Source organism: Streptomyces sp. HUAS TT11 (assembly GCF_051553595.1).
Taxonomy (GTDB): Bacteria; Actinomycetota; Actinomycetes; order Streptomycetales; family Streptomycetaceae; genus Streptomyces.
The window spans coordinates 3,785,948-3,805,476 of the sequence record NZ_CP196184.1 but is presented as its reverse complement, the minus strand read 5'-3'; the positions used below and the strand labels follow the sequence as shown (position 1 = coordinate 3,805,476).

Annotated in this window: 19 protein-coding genes; 10 read left to right on the top strand and 9 right to left on the bottom strand. The window is 71.5% G+C overall.

The annotated features are described in order from the left end of the window. Positions 1-112: 112 nt before the first annotated feature. The 5 genes from ACSHXN_RS16930 to ACSHXN_RS16910 form a co-directional block, all read right to left on the bottom strand. Positions 113-874 (bottom strand): succinate dehydrogenase iron-sulfur subunit, encoded by a 762-nt coding sequence (locus ACSHXN_RS16930; RefSeq protein WP_355136050.1) that lies wholly within the window; start codon positions 872-874, stop codon positions 113-115. Then, positions 874-2,628: a succinate dehydrogenase flavoprotein subunit gene (gene sdhA, locus ACSHXN_RS16925; protein ID WP_356111954.1), complete on the bottom strand. Its 1,755-nt coding sequence runs from the start codon at positions 2,626-2,628 to the stop codon at positions 874-876. The genes ACSHXN_RS16930 and sdhA overlap by 1 nt, the downstream gene beginning before the upstream one ends. Before the next feature lie 19 nt (positions 2,629-2,647). Continuing rightward, the gene (locus tag ACSHXN_RS16920; protein ID WP_059128508.1) at positions 2,648-3,130 is read right to left on the bottom strand and encodes a succinate dehydrogenase hydrophobic membrane anchor subunit; all 483 of its coding nucleotides are present in this window, start codon (positions 3,128-3,130) and stop codon (positions 2,648-2,650) included. A gap of 5 nt (positions 3,131-3,135) precedes the next feature. Continuing rightward, entirely contained in the window at positions 3,136-3,516 is a 381-nt protein-coding gene (sdhC, locus tag ACSHXN_RS16915) for a succinate dehydrogenase, cytochrome b556 subunit (RefSeq protein ID WP_355136054.1), read from the bottom strand. Between the two features lie 228 nt (positions 3,517-3,744). Further along, on the bottom strand, positions 3,745-4,419 hold the full coding sequence (locus tag ACSHXN_RS16910) for a 2-oxo-4-hydroxy-4-carboxy-5-ureidoimidazoline decarboxylase (RefSeq protein WP_355136056.1): 675 nt from the start codon (positions 4,417-4,419) through the stop codon (positions 3,745-3,747). Positions 4,420-4,637: 218 nt separating this feature from the next. Between ACSHXN_RS16910 and ACSHXN_RS16905 the strand changes: the two genes are divergently transcribed. Beyond that, positions 4,638-6,245, top strand: a complete 1,608-nt coding sequence (locus ACSHXN_RS16905) for a beta-N-acetylhexosaminidase (protein ID WP_438303299.1) — start codon at positions 4,638-4,640, stop codon at positions 6,243-6,245. 175 nt (positions 6,246-6,420) lie between these two features. Then, complete coding sequence (locus ACSHXN_RS16900; RefSeq protein WP_355801270.1) at positions 6,421-6,990, top strand: hypothetical protein; 570 nt, start codon at positions 6,421-6,423, stop codon at positions 6,988-6,990. Between the two features lie 109 nt (positions 6,991-7,099). Here ACSHXN_RS16900 and ACSHXN_RS16895 read toward each other — a convergent pair whose 3' ends face one another. Further along, complete coding sequence (locus ACSHXN_RS16895; RefSeq protein WP_356111958.1) at positions 7,100-7,594, bottom strand: DUF1877 family protein; 495 nt, start codon at positions 7,592-7,594, stop codon at positions 7,100-7,102. 169 nt (positions 7,595-7,763) lie between these two features. Here ACSHXN_RS16895 and ACSHXN_RS16890 point away from each other — a divergent pair, with 169 nt between their 5' ends. The 5 genes from ACSHXN_RS16890 (at position 7,764) to ACSHXN_RS16870 (ending at position 12,329) form a co-directional block, all read left to right on the top strand. Next, positions 7,764-8,168, top strand: coding sequence for a hypothetical protein (locus ACSHXN_RS16890; protein ID WP_355136062.1), 405 nt, complete (start codon positions 7,764-7,766; stop codon positions 8,166-8,168). A 507-nt stretch (positions 8,169-8,675) separates the two neighbouring features. Continuing rightward, positions 8,676-9,308: an RNA polymerase sigma factor gene (locus tag ACSHXN_RS16885; RefSeq protein ID WP_355136064.1), complete on the top strand. Its 633-nt coding sequence runs from the start codon at positions 8,676-8,678 to the stop codon at positions 9,306-9,308. A gap of 88 nt (positions 9,309-9,396) precedes the next feature. Beyond that, positions 9,397-10,161 carry a hypothetical protein gene (locus ACSHXN_RS16880; RefSeq protein WP_355136066.1) on the top strand — a complete coding sequence of 255 codons (765 nt, stop codon included), beginning with the start codon at positions 9,397-9,399 and terminating at the stop codon, positions 10,159-10,161. 456 nt (positions 10,162-10,617) lie between these two features. Then, entirely contained in the window at positions 10,618-11,292 is a 675-nt protein-coding gene (locus tag ACSHXN_RS16875; RefSeq protein ID WP_438306473.1) for an RNA polymerase sigma factor, read from the top strand. Then, complete coding sequence (locus tag ACSHXN_RS16870; RefSeq protein WP_361158290.1) at positions 11,292-12,329, top strand: hypothetical protein; 1,038 nt, start codon at positions 11,292-11,294, stop codon at positions 12,327-12,329. Before ACSHXN_RS16875 ends, ACSHXN_RS16870 begins: the two co-directional genes overlap by 1 nt. A gap of 241 nt (positions 12,330-12,570) precedes the next feature. Here ACSHXN_RS16870 and ACSHXN_RS16865 read toward each other — a convergent pair whose 3' ends face one another. After that, positions 12,571-13,398, bottom strand: a complete 828-nt coding sequence (locus ACSHXN_RS16865; RefSeq protein WP_355801314.1) for a L,D-transpeptidase family protein — start codon at positions 13,396-13,398, stop codon at positions 12,571-12,573. Between the two features lie 230 nt (positions 13,399-13,628). Here ACSHXN_RS16865 and ACSHXN_RS16860 point away from each other — a divergent pair, with 230 nt between their 5' ends. Together ACSHXN_RS16860 and leuE are read left to right on the top strand one after the other, a co-directional pair. Then, entirely contained in the window at positions 13,629-15,209 is a 1,581-nt protein-coding gene (locus ACSHXN_RS16860) for an acyl-CoA mutase large subunit family protein (RefSeq protein ID WP_355136070.1), read from the top strand. A gap of 159 nt (positions 15,210-15,368) precedes the next feature. Further along, the gene (gene leuE / locus ACSHXN_RS16855) at positions 15,369-16,022 is read left to right on the top strand and encodes a leucine efflux protein LeuE (RefSeq protein WP_355136072.1); all 654 of its coding nucleotides are present in this window, start codon (positions 15,369-15,371) and stop codon (positions 16,020-16,022) included. Between the two features lie 7 nt (positions 16,023-16,029). Here leuE and ACSHXN_RS16850 read toward each other — a convergent pair whose 3' ends face one another. Then, positions 16,030-17,439, bottom strand: a complete 1,410-nt coding sequence (locus ACSHXN_RS16850) for an FAD-dependent oxidoreductase (RefSeq protein WP_356111961.1) — start codon at positions 17,437-17,439, stop codon at positions 16,030-16,032. Positions 17,440-17,509: 70 nt separating this feature from the next. Between ACSHXN_RS16850 and ACSHXN_RS16845 the strand changes: the two genes are divergently transcribed. Further along, the gene (locus ACSHXN_RS16845) at positions 17,510-18,187 is read left to right on the top strand and encodes a TetR/AcrR family transcriptional regulator C-terminal domain-containing protein (protein ID WP_438303298.1); all 678 of its coding nucleotides are present in this window, start codon (positions 17,510-17,512) and stop codon (positions 18,185-18,187) included. 58 nt (positions 18,188-18,245) lie between these two features. On the opposite strand, the gene ACSHXN_RS16840 is transcribed toward ACSHXN_RS16845, so the two are convergent. Beyond that, positions 18,246-19,403, bottom strand: coding sequence for an acyltransferase family protein (locus ACSHXN_RS16840; protein WP_383358089.1), 1,158 nt, complete (start codon positions 19,401-19,403; stop codon positions 18,246-18,248). Positions 19,404-19,529 lie beyond the last annotated feature (126 nt).

Sequence of the window (19,529 nt, the reverse complement as noted above, 5' to 3'; positions counted from 1 at the left end):
GAGTGTGACAGACGGAGCTGCTTATTCAGTAGAGGTGCAAACAGGCCAGAAATGCACGGGGGCCCTGTTTCCGAAGGTGCGGAAACAGGGCCCTGGTACCGGATCCGGAGGATCAGAAGCGGCGCGTGATCAGCGCTCGCTTGACCTCCTGGATCGCCTTCGTCACCTCGATACCGCGCGGGCAGGCGTCCGTGCAGTTGAACGTCGTGCGGCAGCGCCACACGCCGTCCTTGTCGTTCAGGATCTCCAGGCGCTGCTCACCGGCCTCGTCACGCGAGTCGAAGATGAAGCGGTGCGCGTTGACGATGGCGGCCGGACCGAAGTACTGGCCGTCGTTCCAGAACACCGGGCACGACGAGGTGCAGGCGGCGCACAGAATGCACTTCGTCGTGTCGTCGAAGCGCGCACGGTCCTCGGCGGACTGCAGGCGCTCGCGCGTCGGCTCGTTCGTGTCCTTCGTGACGAGGAAGGGCATCACGTCACGGTAGGCCTGGAAGAACGGATCCATGTCGACGACCAGGTCCTTGAGGACCGTCAGGCCCTTGATGGGCTCGACCGTGATCGGCTTCTCGGGGTTGATGTCCTTGATCAGCGTCTTGCAGGCAAGGCGGTTCTTGCCGTTGATCCGCATGGCGTCCGAGCCGCAGATGCCGTGGGCGCAGGAGCGGCGGAAGGTGAGGGTGCCGTCGATGTCCCACTTGATCTTGTGGAGGCCGTCGAGCACGCGCTCCTTCGGGTCGATCTCCAGCTGGAAGTCTTCCCAGGTCGCCTCGGCCGAGACCTCCGGGTTGAAGCGGCGGACCCGGAAGGTGACGGTGATGTAGGGGGAGGCGGCGGACTCCGCCTCCACCTTGTCCAGAACGGGGGTTGCCATCAGTACTTACGCTCCATCGGCTGGTAGCGGGTCTGGACGACCGGCTTGTAGTCGAGACGGATGGACTCGGTGCCGTCGTCGCCCACCTCGCGGTACGCCATGGTGTGGCGCATGAAGTTGACGTCGTCGCGGTTCGGGTAGTCCTCGCGGTAGTGGCCGCCGCGGGACTCCTTGCGGGCGAGGGCCGACACCGCCATGACCTCGGCCAGGTCCAGCAGGTTGCCCAGCTCGATGGCCTCCAGCAGGTCCGTGTTGAACCGCTTGCCCTTGTCCTGGATCGCCACGTTCTTGTAGCGCTCCCGGAGTTCGGCGATCTTCTCGACGGCCGTCTTGATCGTCTGCTCGGTGCGGAACACCATGACGTTCGCGTCCATGGTCTCCTGCAGCTCACGGCGCAGGTCGGCCACGCGCTCGCTGCCGGTGGAGGAACGCAGCTCCTCGATCCGGGAGACCACCAGTTCGGCGGGGTTCTCCGGCAGTTCGACGAAGTCCGCCGTCCGCGAGTAGTCCGCCGCAGCGATACCCGCCCGGCGCCCGAAGACGTTGATGTCCAGCAGCGAGTTGGTGCCGAGGCGGTTCGCGCCGTGGACGGACACGCAGGCGACCTCGCCGGCCGCGTACAGGCCCGGGACCACCGTGGTGTTGTCCGTGAGGACCTCGCCCTCGACGTTCGTCGGGATGCCGCCCATGGCGTAGTGCGCGGTCGGCTGGATCGGGATCGGGTCCGTGTACGGCTCGATGCCGAGGTAGGTGCGGGCGAACTCGGTGATGTCCGGCAGCTTGGCGTCCAGCTGCTCCGGCGGCAGGTGGGTGAGGTCCAGGTAGACGTGGTCGCCCTCGGGACCGCAGCCCCGCCCCTCGCGGATCTCCGTGTAGATGGAGCGGGACACGACGTCGCGGGACGCCAGGTCCTTCATCACCGGCGCGTACTTCTCCATGAAGCGCTCGCCGTCCTTGTTGCGAAGGATGCCGCCCTCGCCGCGCGCGCCCTCGGTGAGGAGGATGCCCATGCGCCAGATGCCGGTCGGGTGGAACTGGAAGAACTCCATGTCCTCCAGCGGCAGACCCCGGCGGTAGACGGCGGCCTGGCCGTCACCGGTCAGCGTGTGCGCGTTCGAGGTCACCTTGAAGAACTTGCCGCAGCCGCCGGAGGCGTAGATCACGGCCTTCGCCTGGAAGATGTGGATCTCGCCGGTCGCCAGTTCGTAGGCCACCACACCGGCCGACTTCTTGACGCCGTCGACCTCGGTGATCAGCTGGTCGAGGACGTAGAACTCGTTGAAGAACTCCACGCCCTCCTTCACGCAGTTCTGGTAGAGCGTCTGGAGGATCATGTGGCCGGTGCGGTCGGCCGCGTAGCACGAGCGACGGACCGGGGCCTCGCCGTGGTTGCGCGAGTGACCGCCGAACCGTCGCTGGTCGATCCTCCCCTCGGGCGTCCGGTTGAACGGCAGGCCCATCTTCTCCAGGTCGAGGACCGAGTCGATGGCCTCCTTCGCCAGGATCTCGGCGGCGTCCTGGTCGACCAGGTAGTCACCGCCCTTGACCGTGTCGAAGGTGTGCCACTCCCAGTTGTCCTCCTCCACGTTGGCCAGTGCGGCGGCCATGCCGCCCTGCGCGGCGCCCGTGTGGGAGCGGGTCGGGTAGAGCTTCGTCAGCACGGCGGTGCGGCTGCGCTTCGTGGCCTCGATGGCGGCGCGCATGCCGGCGCCGCCGGCGCCGACGATGACGGTGTCGTACTTGTGGATCTTCATATTTCTCGCAGCCCCGTGCCTAGCGGATGTTCGGGTCGAAGGTGAAGATCACCAGCGTGCCCAGCAGGATGGTGAACACCGTGGCGGTGTACAGCAGGCCCTTCAGCCACAGCCGCGTGTTCGCCCGCTCCGCGTAGTCGTTGATGACGGTACGCAGACCGTTGGCGCCGTGCAGCATGGCGAGCCAGAGCATGGCGAGGTCCCAGACCTGCCACCAGGGGGAGGCCCAGCGGCCGGCCACGAAGGCGAAGCCGATCTTGGAGACGCCACCGTCGAGGACCAGCTGGATCAGCAGGTGCCCGAGGACCAGGACGACCAGGACGATGCCGGACAGGCGCATGAACACCCAGCCGTACATCTCGAAGTTGCCGCGGGTCGACTTCGGGGTCTTCTTCGTCCGCTTGCGCGGCGGCTCGATGACCGGCGCCGGGTTGTCGACGTCGTACAGCGAGGCACCCTCGACGGGGCCGATGCCGGAGGCGGTGGTTTCAGTCGTGGACATGCGCGTCAGCTCCCGAACACTTCACGAGCGGCGTGGCCGAGGACGGGGTAGATGGCCCCGAGCATCAGCACGACCCAGACGCCGACGACGGTCCAGAGCATCTGCTTCTGATAGCGCGGGCCCTGCGACCAGAAGTCGACGGCGATGACCCGCAGACCGTTCAGCGCGTGGAAGAGGATGGCGGCGACCAGGCCGTACTCCAGCACGGCGACGATCGGCGTCTTGTACGTGGCCACGACCTTGTCGTAGGCCTCGGGGGAGACACGGACGAGTGCGGTGTCCAGCACGTGTACGAACAGGAAGAAGAAGATGAGGACGCCGGTGACTCGATGAGCCACCCAGGACCACATTCCTTCCCGGCCGCGGTACAGCGTTCCAGCCGGCACGGAAGAACCCTCCGGGAGCGGGGACTAGGGCCGCGCCGGCTTCTGTGTCGGTCGGGCCCGGCCGGGTACGGTCCACCGGCCCCCAGCATCGTAGCGACGTGCGGTCGGAACGCTTACGGCGGCCCTACCGATGTGATCAAACTGGCAATCAATCGAGCACGGACGGGCTATCGGCGGCCGCGGTGCCGCAGAAGGGGGCCGGTGGCCGCGGGCCGCGACTGCGCCCCTCTACATGGCGCGTTGCGCCACGGGCGTGTCGGAGAAGTGCCGGACCAGGCGGATCAGCCTGCCCCTTGTCAGACGCCGCAGCTCCTCCGCGGCCAGTGGACGCTCCTCCTCCGGATCGTGTGTCAATCGTGACCGGATGGCGGCCAGGACCCGGTCGGCCGCTTCGCCGGGGGCCACGTCGTCCAGGCAGATGACGAACACGTGCCCGAATCGGCTCTCGTAGGCGGCGTGTGCCGCGCTCAGGGCGGTGTGGGCGGCGGAGTACGCGCCCGCCGGGAGCAGGGTGAGCGATTCCCCGGCCAGCGCCTCCGACAGGTCGGCGGGTGTCAGGTCGTAGGCGGCTTCGTCGGCTGCGGCGAGCAGGGAGTCCAGGTCCGGATAGGGGCGGTGGTCTGCGACACGGTCGGCCCAGCGCGGGCTCCGGCAGCAGGTGAGAAGCGCGCGCCGGGCGTTCGCGGCGGGCGTGGAGTTGAACCGCTCGATACCCGTGGGGGCCTCGATGCGGTGCTGCGCCGGCAGGGCGGCGGGGCCGGGGAGGTCGGGGAGACGGTGCGCAGGCAGCGTGGGTCCTCGGCGAGTGGCGGGCGTGACGTCGTGCGCGTCACAGGGGGTCGGCAGGGGAGGGTGCGGGAAATGCGCCGTCACGTTATCCACGGTGATCGGGGGGTCGTCCATCGGCTGACCGAATTTCACCCGAATGGGAGAGTTCTCTGGCGTCCGGTGGACGGGTGGGGCGGGCAGGGGTCATAGGTTCGGAAGGGGCAGGCGCAGGGAGAGGTGAGGGGAATGCGATCGGACGGCGGGTGGATACGTGCGGGTGCGGCGTCTTCGGTGCCGCGGAGTCGTACGGGCCTGGCGTGGCCGTACGCGAGTGTGGAGCGGGGTGTGGAGCGGTGACCGGCCCGGTGCGGCACGGTCCCGAGAACAAGACGCACCGGAGGCGCAACGGGTTGCTGCTGGGCGGGGGGATCGTCGTGGCGGGCGCGATCGCGGCGGCGGTGGCGTGGTGGCCGTCCGGCGGTGGCGAGCCGTCCCGGAGCTCGGTGAGCCCGTCGACCCCTTTCGCGTCACCGACCGCCACCTACGCCCTGTCCCAGGCGCCCCGCACCATCCCCGCCGTCCGGGAGCACGTCCCCGCACGCGGTCCTGGCTGGCGGCCGGCGTCCGGTGCCCGGGTGGTCGTCGACAGCCCCTCCCTGGACGACGAGGGCCGGCTGCTGGCCGGAGAGCTGGGGATGGAGTACGGAGGGCGGACCGCCGCCCGCGACGGCGACGTGGAACTCGGCCTGGCCGGCAGCGGCGACCAGGAGTCGTACACGATGACCGTGCAGAACGGACGGGTGCGGATCACCGGCCCGGGCGACGCGGGCGTCTTCTACGGCACCCGCACCCTCAAGCAGGAGGTGCACGGCGGCGGTACGGCTCCCGAGGGCGTCGTGCGGGACGCACCCGCCAAGCCGCGGCGCGGTTTCATGCTCGACATGGCCCGCAAGTTCTACACGGCCGGCTGGATCGAGGACCGTGTCCGGGAACTCGGCGACCTGAAGTACAACGAGCTCGGTCTGCACTTCTCCGACGACCAGGGCTTCCGCATCGAGTCCGGCTCGCACCCGGAGATCGTGTCCCCCCAGCACCTCAGCAAGGCGGAGGTGAAGCGGATCGTCGACCTCGCCGCGAGCCGCCACATCACGGTCGTCCCCGAGATCGACTCACCGGGGCACCTGGGCGCGGTCATCGCCGCGCACCCCGATCTGCAGCTGCGCGGCGTCTCGGGTGCCGCCCCGCGCGGCACGCTCGACATCTCGAAGCCGGAGGCCGCGAAGATCGTGGACGACCTCCTCAACGAGTTCGCGGGGGTGTTCCCCGGCGGCTACTGGCATCTGGGCGGCGACGAGTACCAGGCTCTGACGGTGCCGAACCCCGCCGCCTCCTATCCGCAGCTGGCCGCCGCGGCGCGGGCGAAGTACGGGGCGAACGCGAGCGTCGCCGACCTCGCGACCGGCTGGCTGAACGACCGCGCCGACGTGATGCGCGGTCACGGCCGGACGATGCGCGCGTGGAACGACGGCTTCTACCGCACGAACGTGGTGCAGCCGGCCAAGGACCTGGAGGTCGCGTACTGGACCGGCAAGGAGCGCGGCGCCAGGCAGCCGACGGAGTACCTGGCGGCGGGCCGCAAGGTCATCAACTACAACGACGAGTTCCTCTACTACGTGCTCGGGCAGCCGCAGACCTTCGTCTACCCCACCGGTCAGCGGATCTACGAGCAGTGGAATCCGCGCGTGCTGCGGGGGACGGCTCAGGTGCCGGCCGGGTACGACGGGCAGATCCTCGGCGGCGTGTTCGCGGTCTGGAGCGATCGCGCCGCCGCGCAGACGCAGGACCAGGTGGCGACCGGGATCCGGATGCCCCTGCGGGCGACGGTCCAGAAGCTGTGGTACCCGGGCACGCCCCCGCTGTCCTGGGCGGACTTCCGGCAACTGGCCGATCGGCTGGGCTGACACGGGTGCCGCACCGGGGCCCGGTCGCGGGGCAGTTGGCCGAAAACAACTTCCACGAACTCCTCCACCGACGGGCGTGGTGCCGCTGTGACACTCCCGGTAGGTTGCACGCAGTAGGGGGAAGTGCGGGCTCCGTAGGCATGTGGCGCCCAACGACGCATGTCTAGGAGGCGTGATGAGCCTGGTGGACCAGATCGCACAGGCCGACGAACGTGCGCTCGCGGCGAGCGGGTTGGCTTGTTTGGATCGCTGTGTACCGCTCCTGGGAGGCGACGACGACATCCTGCGCCCGTTGTGGGCGAGCCTTGTCGAGGGCCACGAGTGGGAGGAGCGGCTCGCCAAGGTGCGGGCCGAACTCGGCGCCGAGGCAGGGGCCGAGGCAGACGCGGAGGGCACCTTCGAAGCGGAGGCCGCAGGGCTCGTGCGCCGCATGCTGGAGGCGGTTCCCGCGGAAGCCTCGGCGGATGCGCTGCGCCGGTGGGCCGACGCCTGCTCGGTCGCGGCGCTGCAGATCCACCGACTGCTCGATCCCGCCGAGGACGGGACCTCGGTGGCGGGCCGCCGCGAGGGCCGCACGGACGGCATGCCGCCGCTCGTCGCCGCCGAACTGCGGCGCCAGATCACCATCCTGGAGCTGGTGACGGGCCACGGCGCCGCCGGACTGCGGCAGGCCCGCGATGTGTCGACCGAGGGGCGCCGGGTGCTGCAGGCCGTCGTGTCGCGGCGGGCCCGCGGCAGGGCGTGAGCGGGGGCCGGGCGCGGCGGCGGGCGGAGGGCTCGCCCTGCCGGGGGCTCGCCGTGCCGGATCCGGTCACGGATGCACCGGGCCCGGGCCGTCCGGGAGCCCGGGCACCTCAGTCGAGGAACCACTTCACCACCGCGTCACCGCAGTCGGCCGTGCGCACGTAGAACGCCGTGAGGTCGCGGTGCGCCGCCGCGAACGCGCCTCGCGTCCGGGGCTCGGCCGTGATCCCGCCGTGGCGCGCAAGCAGCCGGCTCCGGGCGGGGCGCCACAGTGTCTCGAAGTCGGCCGAGGTCAGGAACAGCGCGACCCGTTTGGCCTGGGCCGCCGTCAGCAGCAGGAACGGCGGCTTGTCCCGGTCCGGGTGGAACACCGGCCGGCCGCCGAGCACCACCTCGGTCCGCGGCGGGTCCTCCGTGCGGAGCGGGGGAGCGCCGGCGTAGAGGAGTTCCTGTTCCCGGTAGTCCTCGTCCAGCACCTCCTCGCGGTGACGGCAGACCCGCGTGCGGTCGCCGCTCCGGTCGTCCTCGAACAGTCGTTGCAGCCAGTTCACGCTGTTGCGCAGCGCCGGCGGGGGTACCGCGCGCAGATGCAGATAGGTGCTCATCAATGGAAGGAGCGCGCCGGGGCACGGAAGCATCACGGGCCGGCCCGGCTCGCTCGTGGCGGGAAGATCCTGTGGCCGTCGTGCGGGTGAGCTGGGGCGGTCCTGCGCCGGTTGCGGGAATCCCGCGGAATCGAGTGACGTATCGCTCGCTGACCTCGCTCTTCCGTATGTGACGACTCAGCAGGAGACCAGACCCCAAGCGGCAGCGAAGCCCCTGCGATGGGCGGCGGACGCCGTGGCGACGATGCGGGAGGGGGCGCGGCTGCGCCTCGACTACTCGGCGCAGAGCCTGTGGCGCATCGACCGGATGATCGACGACCTGCGCCGCGAGGGGGCACCCCCTGCCGCCGTGCAGAACGTTCTGCGCGGTTTCGGCGCCTATGCCGGCGAGGTGATCGTGCGGCAGACGGGCGCCGAGTGGTGGTCGACCGGCGGTGACCACTGGATCCGCACCCCGGACGGCGGTCTGTGGGATCCCATCGACGAGGCCCGTCGCTGCTTCGCCGGGCACGGATCGCTGCGGCTGCTGTGCCGGGACGCCACAGCGAGGGCATCCGCCCACCGGGTGGGGTGATCCCGGCCCCGGTGCTCCACGAGTCCCCGACCGTCCCCGTGCCGCCGTGCGGGCACGGCTCGGTCGGGGCCCGCGGCCGTGGGCGGGGCCGCGCCCGATCGGTCCCTCCCCGCGCCGCTCCCGGGGGAGTGGGAGCGGGCGGGGGCCCGGGGAGAGGGAAACGCCGCCGGCGTCCGGTGTGCGAGGGTGACCGGCCGCCGTGCGGACCCGGGCCTCCTGCAGAGCGCACGGGGACGGCGAAGTGTCACCGGGGCGCCGGAAGCAGAACCCCCGTCAGGCACCCGATCCGGCAGGGCGGCCGGCATGGCTTTCGGCCGTTCCGCGCCCCCGCGGGACCCCTCGGGCCCGGGGCGGGTCCGCCGGGAGAACCCGGCCGTCGGCGTGAAGGGCACTCGCCCCGTTGTGACACTTCCGAGGCGTCCGACGCAGTTCGTGAGGGGGGCGCCCGGCACCGGATCGTGCCGGACGCAGCGGAGCTGCTACGACCCGGTACGAACGAGGACGGTTTTGGGTCAGGGACGGCAACCCCGGCGCGTACAGGCGTACGACGGGGAATTGGGCGCGGCGGTCGCGCGGGCCCAGGACGGCGACGAGGCGGCCTTCGCGGTCGCCTACCGGCTGGTGCAGCCGGGGCTGCTCGGCTATCTGCGCGGTCTTGTGGGGGACGACGCCGAGGACGTGGCGTCCGACGCCTGGCTGGAGATAGCCCGGGACCTCGGGCGGTTCAAGGGGGACGGAGCGGGCTTCCGCGGCTGGACCGCGACCATCGCCCGGCACCGGGCGCTCGACCATCTGCGCCGGCAGCGGACGCGGCCGCGTCCGACGGCGCTCGAACAGGACGTACTGGACCTGCCCGGCCCGAACAGCACGCACGAGCAGGCCCTGGAGTCCCTCTCCACCGAGCGCGCCCTGCAACTGGTCGGCGAGCTGCCGCGGGACCAGGCCGAGGCCGTGCTGCTGCGTGTCGTCGTCGGTCTGGACGGCCCCACCGCCGCGCGGGTGCTCGGCAAACGCCCGGGTGCGGTGCGCACCGCAGCACATCGGGGCCTGAAACGCCTGGCCCGCCGGCTGGGTGTCGAGGGCGCCGCGGACGAGGGTGTGACGGATGAGGCTTCCCGGACGCTGGGGGAGTCGAAGTGAACGACGACGGCGCTGCGTTCGTACGGACGACCGTGCGGGCCCGGCGGGCCGGTTGGATGTGACAGGTCGGACAGGAACGGAAGCGGACATGGGTGAACAGCTGGGCGGCGACGGGTTTCCCGGTCGTCGGCGTGTGCACCCTGACGGCATGGTGGCCGGCCGCGGGGGAGACGACGCCGGTCTGGAGACGGCCCTGGCCGCGGCCGTGCGCGGCGGTGACGTCGATGCCGGGGCGGAGCAGCGTGCTGTCGCCGCGTTCCGGGCCGCCCGGGACGCTGGTGTCCACAAGGCCAGGACCCGGCGCCGGGACGACTGGCGGGTCCGCGAGGAGCGCCGGGTCGGACGCCCGCTCAGGACGACGTTCGCTGTGATCCTCGCGAGCCTCACCCTGGGCGGTGTGGCGGTCGCCGCGATCGGCTCGGCCGGGTCGTCCTCGCACGGCGCCGGTTCGGGCGCGGGGGCCACGCCGTCGACGGGCGCGTCCGCCCTGCCGGGCAAGGAGCCGTCGGCCGCGTCCTCCGCCCGCCCCGGGCGGGCGGACCGGCCGGACACCGCCAAGGACACCGCGGCACACTGCCGTGCCTACGCGCAGGTGAAGGACCGCGGCAAGGCACTGGACTCGACCGCCTGGCAGCGGCTCGTCACGGCGGCGGGCGGCGAGGAGAAGGTCGCCGCCTACTGCGCCGGGCAACTGGCGGGTTCGAAGGCGGCCGCCGGCCGCAACGGCAACGGCGGGTCCGCCGGCGGCGCGGGCAAGGGGAACAAGGGCTCCGGCAGCGGGACGGCCGGCTCGGGCAACGCGTCCGGCAACGGCAGGGCGCACGCCGACCAGGGCAACGGGAAGAACGAGTAGCGTCGTCCGGGGCCGCGGCCCCGCGGCACCCGGTAACCCCTTTCACCCCGCGGGACGTACGGGCATCCGGGCGTCCCCGTGGTGTGCGGTCGACCCCTGGGTCCCGCGAGTGCACCACCCGGGCAACGGCCGGGGCCGCCACCCCCCACAGGAGAGGCCCCGGCCGTCGCGCGGCACGGGCCGCGCGGCGACCCGTACTTTCTACAGCGCCGTGGATGCGTTTTCTGTCACACCTCACCGCGTCACGGGTTGGTTGCACGTTGTACGGACGTGGACGTAGAACGGTTTCAAGCCGTAACGTGCCCATCGCGCCGACCGCGGACGATCAGCAAAACGGGTGATGCAACCGCCGCAGACCACGAGCGGCCTCAAACCGCTTTCGACGACGGAATCACGACGGTGAGACCCGGCCCGCGGATGCGGCGTCGGCGCAGGCGGACAGAGGGGCAGTTCGAGGTGCTGGGGGACGACGCGGAGCTGACGGCCGCGGTGCTTGCGGCACAGTCAGGGGACGAGACCGCGTTCCGGACCGTGTACCGCGCCGTGCATCCGCGCCTGTTCGGATACGTGCGGACACTGGTCGGCGATCCGGACGCCGAGGACGTCACCTCGGAGGCGTGGCTCCAGATCGCACGCGACCTCGACCGGTTCAGCGGCGACGCCGACCGGTTTCGCGGCTGGACGGCCCGGATAGCCCGCAACCGCGCGCTCGACCACATACGCATGCGCGGTCGCCGGCCCGCGATCGGCGGCGACGAGACGGAACTGACCGGGAAGCCCTCGGAGTCGGACACGGCCGGTGAGGCCATGGAGGCGCTGGCCACCGGACACACCCTCTCCCTCATAGCCCAGCTCCCGCAGGACCAGGCGGAGGCCGTCGTACTGCGTGTGGTCGTGGGCCTCGACGCCAAGAGCGCAGCCGAGACGCTCGGAAAACGCCCCGGGGCCGTCCGTACGGCAGCGCACCGCGGCCTCAAACGCCTTGCGGAACTGCTCGGTCAGGGTGCGGAGACGGATCCGGAATCGGTGGGCGGACAAGGCGCCCTGCCTCCCCCACGAGAGGCGCACCGGCGCACGGTGGCGTCCGGCGGTGTGACGCATATGCGTTCGCGGACGCAGAAGGACATGTGATGGCCGACGAGCAGTACAGGTGGCTGGACGGTGACGCGGCGGAGCGTCTGCTGCGCGGAGAGCCGCTGGACGCCGTCGGCGACGTTGCGCGTGCACACGCGGCGAGGATGGCCGAGGCCCTCTCCGAACTCGCCTCCCCACCCCTGCCGACCAGCGACGAACTGCCCGGGGAGGCCTCGGCCGTGGCCGCTTTCAGGGCGGCGCGCACGGCCCGCGACGGCGAGCCCACGGGCGTCGGGGGGCCGGCCTCCGCACACTCCGCGGTCCCGTCCGGCGACGCCGGGCTGGTGCGTCTCGGGCGGCCGGTCGCGGACGGGCGCCAGGCCCGGCGGTGGCGCCCCGTGCGCTTTGCGCTGGCCGGGGTGGTGGCCGCCGGGATGATCGGCGGGGCCGCGGTGGCGGCCGGAACCGGAGCGCTGCCCACGCCGTTCCACGAACCGCGTCCGGCCGCGTCCGTGTCGGCGGCCGCGACCCCGCGGATGCCGCTGCTCACCCCCACGCCCGAGGGGACGCGGACCCGCGGTTCCACCTCACCGACACCCACGGACACGAACGGCGCGCCCGCGCAGGGCACTTCGTCGCAGGACGAGGTGGGTGCCGGTGCCGCCGCGACCGGCCGGCCGCGCTCTTCCGGCAACGCAGCCGCGGGGCGGGGCGGTGACTGGTGGATCGGCGTGCGCTCCTCCTGCCGCGCCGTGGTCGACGGCAGGGAACTGGGCACCCGGCGGATGCGCAGTCTCGAGGACGCGGCCGGTGGCAGCGGCCGGGTGAAGACGTTCTGCAAGGGCGTCCTCGGCGGGAGCCGTCGGGACGGCGACATCCGCGGCCCCGGCGGGGACGGCGACGGCCACGGCCACCACGGCGAAGGCGACGGTGACCAGGGCGACGACCACGACGGTGACGGCGAGGGACACATAGGCCCGGACATCGGTCTGGCACCCTTCCCGCCGGCGACACCCCGCGTTCCGGCTCCTGCGGACGGGACGCCGTCGCCGAGCCCGACGCTCAGCACGCCGGCCACCGAAGCGGCACACTGACCCGTCGCCCGGTCCGGGGTGCGGCCGCCCCGCTCCCCTTGTCGACGCGCGGCCGGTCGTCCTCCCGAACCCTCCCACGGCGGGTGTGACACTTTCGGCCGCCCCGGCGCAGTACTGAGTGAGCCGACTGGTCATCGGCCGTCGCACAGAGCCGGGGTTCCCCCCGTACCCACGGCTCGGTGCACATCGGCGCGGGCGGGACACGTTCCCCCGGTCCCGCCCGCGCCCCGCACCGCCGTTCTCACCAGTAGACGACGACCTTGTCCCCGGTCCTCGCTCCGGCGAACAGCGCCGAGACGGCCGCCTCGTCCCGTACGTTCACACAGCCGTGCGAACCTCCCGCGTATCCGCGCGCCGCGAAGTCGGCCGAATAGTGCACCGCCTGGCCACCGCTGAAGAACATCGCGTACGGCATGGGCGAGTGGTAGAGCGTGGACACGTGGTACCGCGACTTCCAGTAGATGTGGAACACGCCCTCCCTGGTCGGCGTGTACTGCGCGCCGAACCGCACCGCCATGGTCGAGACCGTGCGGCCGTCGACCATCCAGCGCAACGTCCGGCTCGTCTTGCTGATGCACAGCACCCTGCCCGTCATGCAGCGCGCGTCCGGGGCGGCGGCCGGCTGTCCGCCCATCAGGTACAGCTCCCACTTGCCGGGCTCGTGCGTCATCTTCAGCAGCCGCTGCCAGGTGACCGAGTCCACCCGGCCCGTGCGGGGCAGTCCGCGCTTGCCCTGGAAACCCTTGACGGCGTTCTCGGTGAGGTCGTCGTAGGTCCCCGTCGGACCGTCGAACAGCCAGGCGACCTGGCGCAGCCGCGCCTGGAGTTCACGCACGCCGGGGCCGCCGGCGCCGGGCGCCCACAGGACCGCGGGGGCGGGCTTCGGGGCGGGCGGGGCGCTCGTCGCGCCCGTGCCCGACGGTGTGTGCGAGATCTCGATGTGCACCGGGGAGCGGTGCCCGCCGCCGTTCTTCGCGTCCACGGGCTGTGCCACGCACCCGGTGAGAGCGGCGAGCGCCACGCCCGTGGCGACCGCGATCAACGTTCGGCCCATGCCCTTGGTACGCATCTGCACCCCCGTCGTCTCACCGGTCCTCATGGGCCGGTCGTGTCCCTTGAGATGTTCCCCGCGCGTGACCGTCGCCGAACTACGGGGCATGGTTGTGAGCAAGGTCCCAGCGTGCGGTACTCCACCGGTCGCACGCCCGCCGCTACAGTCCGTCGCGAGGTCGGCCGTACCGGCGAGTAACGAGGCCTGGCCGACACCCCGGGACAAGTAGCAACGCGGAGGCACACACCATGGCGCGCGAGTCGGAGTCGGGACTGCCCATCGAGCCGGTGTACGGGCCGGATGCCCTGAAGGACTGGGATCCCGCCGGGAAGCTGGGCGAGCCGGGGGCGTACCCGTTCACGCGCGGCGTGTACCCGAGCATGTACACGGGCCGTCCGTGGACGATGCGCCAGTACGCCGGCTTCGGTACGGCGACGGAGTCCAACGCGCGCTACAAGCAGCTGATCGCGAACGGCACGATGGGCCTGTCGGTCGCCTTCGACCTGCCCACCCAGATGGGTCACGACTCCGACGCGCCGATCGCGCACGGCGAGGTCGGCAAGGTGGGCGTCGCCATCGACTCCGTCGACGACATGCGGGTGCTGTTCGGCGGGATCCCGCTGGACAAGGTGTCCACGTCGATGACGATCAACGCGCCCGCCGCCCTGCTGCTGCTCCTGTACCAACTGGTGGCGGAGGAGCAGGGCGTGCCGGCCGACAAGCTGACCGGCACGATCCAGAACGACGTCCTGAAGGAGTACATCGCCCGGGGGACGTACATCTTCCCGCCCAAGCCGTCCCTGCGCCTGATCGCCGACATCTTCAAGTACTGCAGGGCCGAGATCCCCAAGTGGAACACGATCTCGATCTCCGGTTACCACATGGCCGAGGCCGGCGCCTCTCCCGCACAGGAGATCGCGTTCACGCTGGCCGACGGCATCGAGTACGTGCGTACGGCCGTCGCGGCGGGCATGGACGTGGACGACTTCGCCCCCCGGCTGTCGTTCTTCTTCGTGGCGCGGACCACGATCCTGGAGGAGGTCGCCAAGTTCCGTGCGGCCCGCCGGATCTGGGCGCGGGTGATGAAGGACGAGTTCGGGGCGCAGAACCCGAAGTCGATGATGCTGCGCTTCCACACCCAGACGGCGGGCGTCCAGCTGACGGCGCAGCAGCCGGAGGTGAACCTGGTCCGGGTCGCGGTCCAGGGGCTGGCCGCCGTGCTCGGCGGCACCCAGTCGCTGCACACGAACTCCTTCGACGAGGCGATCGCGCTGCCGACCGACAAGAGCGCGCGCCTGGCCCTGCGCACACAGCAGGTGCTGGCCTACGAGACGGACGTGACGGCGACGGTCGATCCCTTCGCGGGCAGCTATGTCATCGAGAGGATGACGGACGAGGTCGAGGCCGCGACGCTGGAGCTGATGGAGAAGGTCCAGGACCTCGGCGGTGCGGTGTCGGCCATCGAACACGGCTTCCAGAAGAACGAGATCGAGCGCAGCGCCTACCGCATCGCCCAGGAGACGGACGCGGGCGAGCGGGTCGTGGTCGGCGTCAACCGCTTCCAGCTGGACGAGGAGGAGCCGTACGAGCCGCTCCGCGTCGACCCCGCGATCGAGGCGCAGCAGGCCGAACGCCTGGCCCGGCTCAGGGCGGAACGCGACCGGACGGCGGTGGACACGGCCCTGGCGGACCTGAAGAAGGCGGCGGAGGGAACGGACAACGTCCTGTACCCGATGAAGGAGGCACTCAAGGCCCGCGCCACGGTGGGCGAGGTGTGCAACGCGCTGCGGGAGGTGTGGGGGACGTACGTACCCTCGGACGCCTTCTGAGCCGGGCGGCCGGTCCGCACCGGCGACCGGGGGACGGACGGCCCGAGCGCGTCCGTCCCCCGGCGCAGGCGTCCTGCCGTGCCGGTGAGGACCGACCCGTCCGTCTCGCCCTGCGAAATCCGAAAGCCGAGTGTCGTACCCCCGTGCGACACTCCTTCCATGTTCGGCGTCATCGATCTCCCCACCTACCTGGCGGGACTTGTCCTCATCGTCCTGCTCCCCGGGCCCAACTCCCTGTACGTGCTCTCCGTCGCCGCCCGGCGCGGTGTGCGGGCCGGGTACACCGCGGCGGCCGGCGTGTGGTGCGGGGACACCGTGCTGATGACGCTGTCCGCGGCCGGAGTCGCCTCGCTGCTCCAGGCGAACGCCGTGCTGTTCGGGATCGTGAAGTACGCGGGCGCCGGCTATCTGACATGGCTCGCCTTCGGAATGCTCCGGACCGCCTGGGGCATGTGGCGGACGCGACGCGAGAGGGACGTGGCGGAAGAGGCCGCGACCGCCACCGCCGCCGAGGAGCGGCCCTACCGCCGGGCGTTCGTCGTCAGCCTGTTCAACCCCAAGGCGATCCTGTTCTTCGTCGCCTTCTTCGTGCAGTTCGTCGACCCCGGGTACGCCTATCCGGCGCTCTCCTTCGTGGTGCTCGGCGCCTTTGCCCAGCTCGCCAGCTGCCTCTACCTCAGCGCCCTGATCTTCAGCGGCACGCGACTCGCGGATGCCTTCCGCCGCCGCAAGCGCCTGTCGGCGGGCGCCACTTCCGCCGCGGGCGCCCTCTTCCTCGGCTTCGCGGTGAAGCTGTCGCTCGCGAGCGCCTAGCCGCCCGCTACCGCAGGCCGAACCGCGTGAGGTAGTCCGCGAGTCCGTCCGCCGAGTCGCCGCTCCAGCCGACGTGACCGTCGGGCCGGACCAGGAACAGGCCGGTCCCGTAGGACCCGTGGGCGGGCCCGTGGACCACCCGCACCCGTCCCGGGGTCGCGGGCGCCGGCGTGCCGAGGGCCAGCAGCGTCCAGTGCGGGCCGCGGAAGGCGTCGAAGAGCCGTACACCGTCCACCGTCGCGTCCGGTGCGCGGTCGCCCGCCCGGACCCGGCCCGGGTCCCTCCGGGTCTCCGCCGTGAGCGACGAATCCCGGTACCCGATCCCGAGCTGCCGGGTCGCCTCGCCCCGCCGCGTCTCGCCGCGGTGCACACGGGTGGACAGACCGAGGACGTCCGCCGCGACCGGCCGCCGCTCCTCCGCGTAGCTGTCCAGGAGCGACTGTGCCGCACCGTCCCGCAGCACCGCTCCCAGCTTCCAGCCCAGGTTGTAGGCGTCCTGGACACTGGTGTTGAGGCCCTGGCCGCCTGCGGGCGAGTGGATGTGGGCCGCATCACCGGCGAGGAAGACCCGCCCCTCGCGGAACCGGTCCGCGAGGGCCGCCCGCGGCCGGAAGTCCGAGGCCCAGCGCACCTCGGTCACGTCCTCGGGGGCGAGGTGGGAACGGGCGGCCACGACCTTGCGGATGCCGTCGAGGGACAGGTCGGGCGTCGTGTCCTGCGCGAACCGCGCGACGAGTTGGAAGTCCTCGGTGCCGGCCAGCGGGCACAGGGCGAGGAACCCCTCGCCGTCGGCACCGGGCGGGAAGATGTGCCAGTTGTCGCGGTCGAGGCCGGCGACGCGCACGTCCGCGACAAGGGTCGGGCCGGGGTCGACGGTCTCGCCGGTCATGCCGATGCCGAGCGCCCGGCGCACGGCCGACCGCCCGCCGTCGGCCGCGACGGCGTACCGGGCGCGCACCGGGGCTCCGGAGGCGAGATGCGCGGTCACCCCGGCCGGGTCCTGTTCGAGGCCGACGACCTCCCGGCCGAAGGCGACCCGTCCGCCCAGCTCCTCCAGGCGTGCGTGCAGGATCTCCTGCGTCCGCCACTGCGGCACCATCCACGGCTCGTTGTACGGCGCGTCCTCGCTCGCCGCGGCCGGCTCGAACATTCGGTGCTCGCCGGTCCGGCGGCCGCCCTGCCAGATCATCCCGACCGGATAGGGGCCGCCCGCCGCACGGATCGTGTCGAGCACGCCGAGGTCGTCGAGGACCTCCATCGTGCGCGGCTGGAGGCCCTTGCCCCGGGAGCCGGGGAAAAGTGCTCCGGCGCGCTCGAGGACCACGGCGTCCACGCCGCGCCGCGCGAGGTCGACCGCGAGCGCGAGCCCGGTGGGCCCGGCGCCGACGACGGCGACCTCGGTGCTCTCGGTACCCATGACCGCCTCCTTAACGTTGTTAAGTTGCACTGTCGGCAAGCGTCTCCTTAACGGCGTTAAACTGTCAAGCGTGGCTGCGCAGAGAGGTCCGAAACTGGACAGGAGACAGGTCGCCGAGGCGGCTCTGGGGCTGCTCAACGAGGTGGGGCTCGAGGGCCTGACGCTCCGCGCCATCGCCAAGCAGCTGAACGTGCAGGCGCCCGCCCTGTACTGGCACTTCAAGAACAAGCAGGCGCTGCTGGACGAGATGGCGACGGAGATGCTGCGGCGCATGTCCGACGGTTTCGCCGCGCAGCCGGCCGCGCTGGACCCGGCGTGGCGGGACGTGTTCTTCCAGCGGATGAGCGCTCTGCGCGAGCATCTGCTGCGCTATCGGGACGGCGCCAAGGTCTATGCGGGCACGCGGTTCACGGACACGTCCTACGCCGAGCCGATGGAGGCGAATCTGCGCCTGCTCACGGCGGCCGGATTCACCCCGGGCGCCGCGGCGCGCGCCTGGTTCACCGCGTACAGCTACACGATCGGCTACGTCGTCGAGGAACAGGCCATGGGACCCGACCCGGCCTCCGCCGCGGCGGGCTACGACCTCGATGCCCGCGCCGAGCGGCTGGCGGCCTACCCGCTGGCGGCGCAGGCGGGCCGTGAGATGTTCCAGGAGCACGGCCGGGGCTTCGAGGCCGGACTCAGGGCGGTGATCGAGGGCATCGGGCTCACCCTCCGCGGCGATGCGGACGGCGCCGGCCGCTGAACGACATGGGGGGCACCCCGTGGCGGGGTGCCCCGTGACATCGGGCCGGGCGGGCGGCCTACGCCAGCGGCTTCGACAATGTGGCGCGCAGCTTCGGCGTCAGCCAGTTCTCGATGTACCGGTTCAGCAGCCAGGCCAGCAGCAGCATCGAGGCGATCGTCAGCAGGAAGGTGGCGTACGACGGGACGTGCAGGCTCCGGTGCAGGGTCTTGACGACGACCCAGCCGAGGTGCTCGTGGACCAGGTAGAAGGGGTAGGTCAGTGCTCCCGCGACGGTCAGCCAGCGCCAGTTCGCCCAGTCCAGCCAGCCCAGCGCGATCGCCGCGACCGCCACGAAACCGAAGGCGACGATCAGCGTGATGCCGAGGGAGGTGCGGTGGGCGAAGGCGTTCGGGTCCGAGACGTTCCACAGGTCCCGCACCGCGTAGTGCTGCCCGATCAGGAAGTTCACGGCCACGATGCCCCAGGCGTAGGCGTCCTTGCGGTTGCGGTGCACCAGGTACAGGCCGACGCCGCCGATGAAGAAGGGCGCGTACTCGGGCATCAGGATCACGTTCAGCAGTGCGTCCTTCGACGACTGGGCGATCGCGGCGGCCAGGGTCCAGCCGGCGCAGAAGAGGATCACGCGCCGGCGGTTGGCGCCGGGCAGCACGATGCACAGCGCGAACAGGGCGTAGAAGCGGACCTCCGCCCACAGCGTCCAGCACACGCCGAGGACCCGGTCGACGCCGAGCGGCATCTGGAGCATCGTCAGGTTCACCAGCACGTCACTGGGCGAGAGCGCCTTGTAGGCGACCGTCGGCAGGGCGAACACCACCGTCACGAGGAGGACCGCCGCCCAGTAGGCGGGCAGCAGCCGTGACGCCCGGGAGGCGAAGAACGAGCGGAGCGGGCGTCCCCAGCCGCTCATGCATATGACGAAGCCGCTGATCACGAAGAAGACCTGGACGCCGAGGCAGCCGTAGGAGAACCACGAGTGCAGCATCGGGAACTGCGTCTTCGGGGACGTGCCCCAGGCGGCGGAGATCTCACCGCCCCGTCCGCCGTAGTGGTAGAGAGCCACCATCAGCGCGGCCACCAGCCGCAGCCCGTCGAGGGCGCGCAGCCGGCCTCCGGACGCCTTCGCCTTCGGCTGTGCGGGCGTGACGTGCCGCTCCTCGGGACGGGCAGCCACGGCGGACGGTTCTTTCGCTGTGCTGACGACCGTTTCGGTCACTGATACCCCTTGAAGTTCCGCCGCGGGCTCCGTTCTGCTCACTTCTGACCGAATGCGCCCGGGTCAAATGAAAGTCGTCTATCGAGACTCTATGACCTCACCCAGAGGGAATCTGTTCGACGAGAT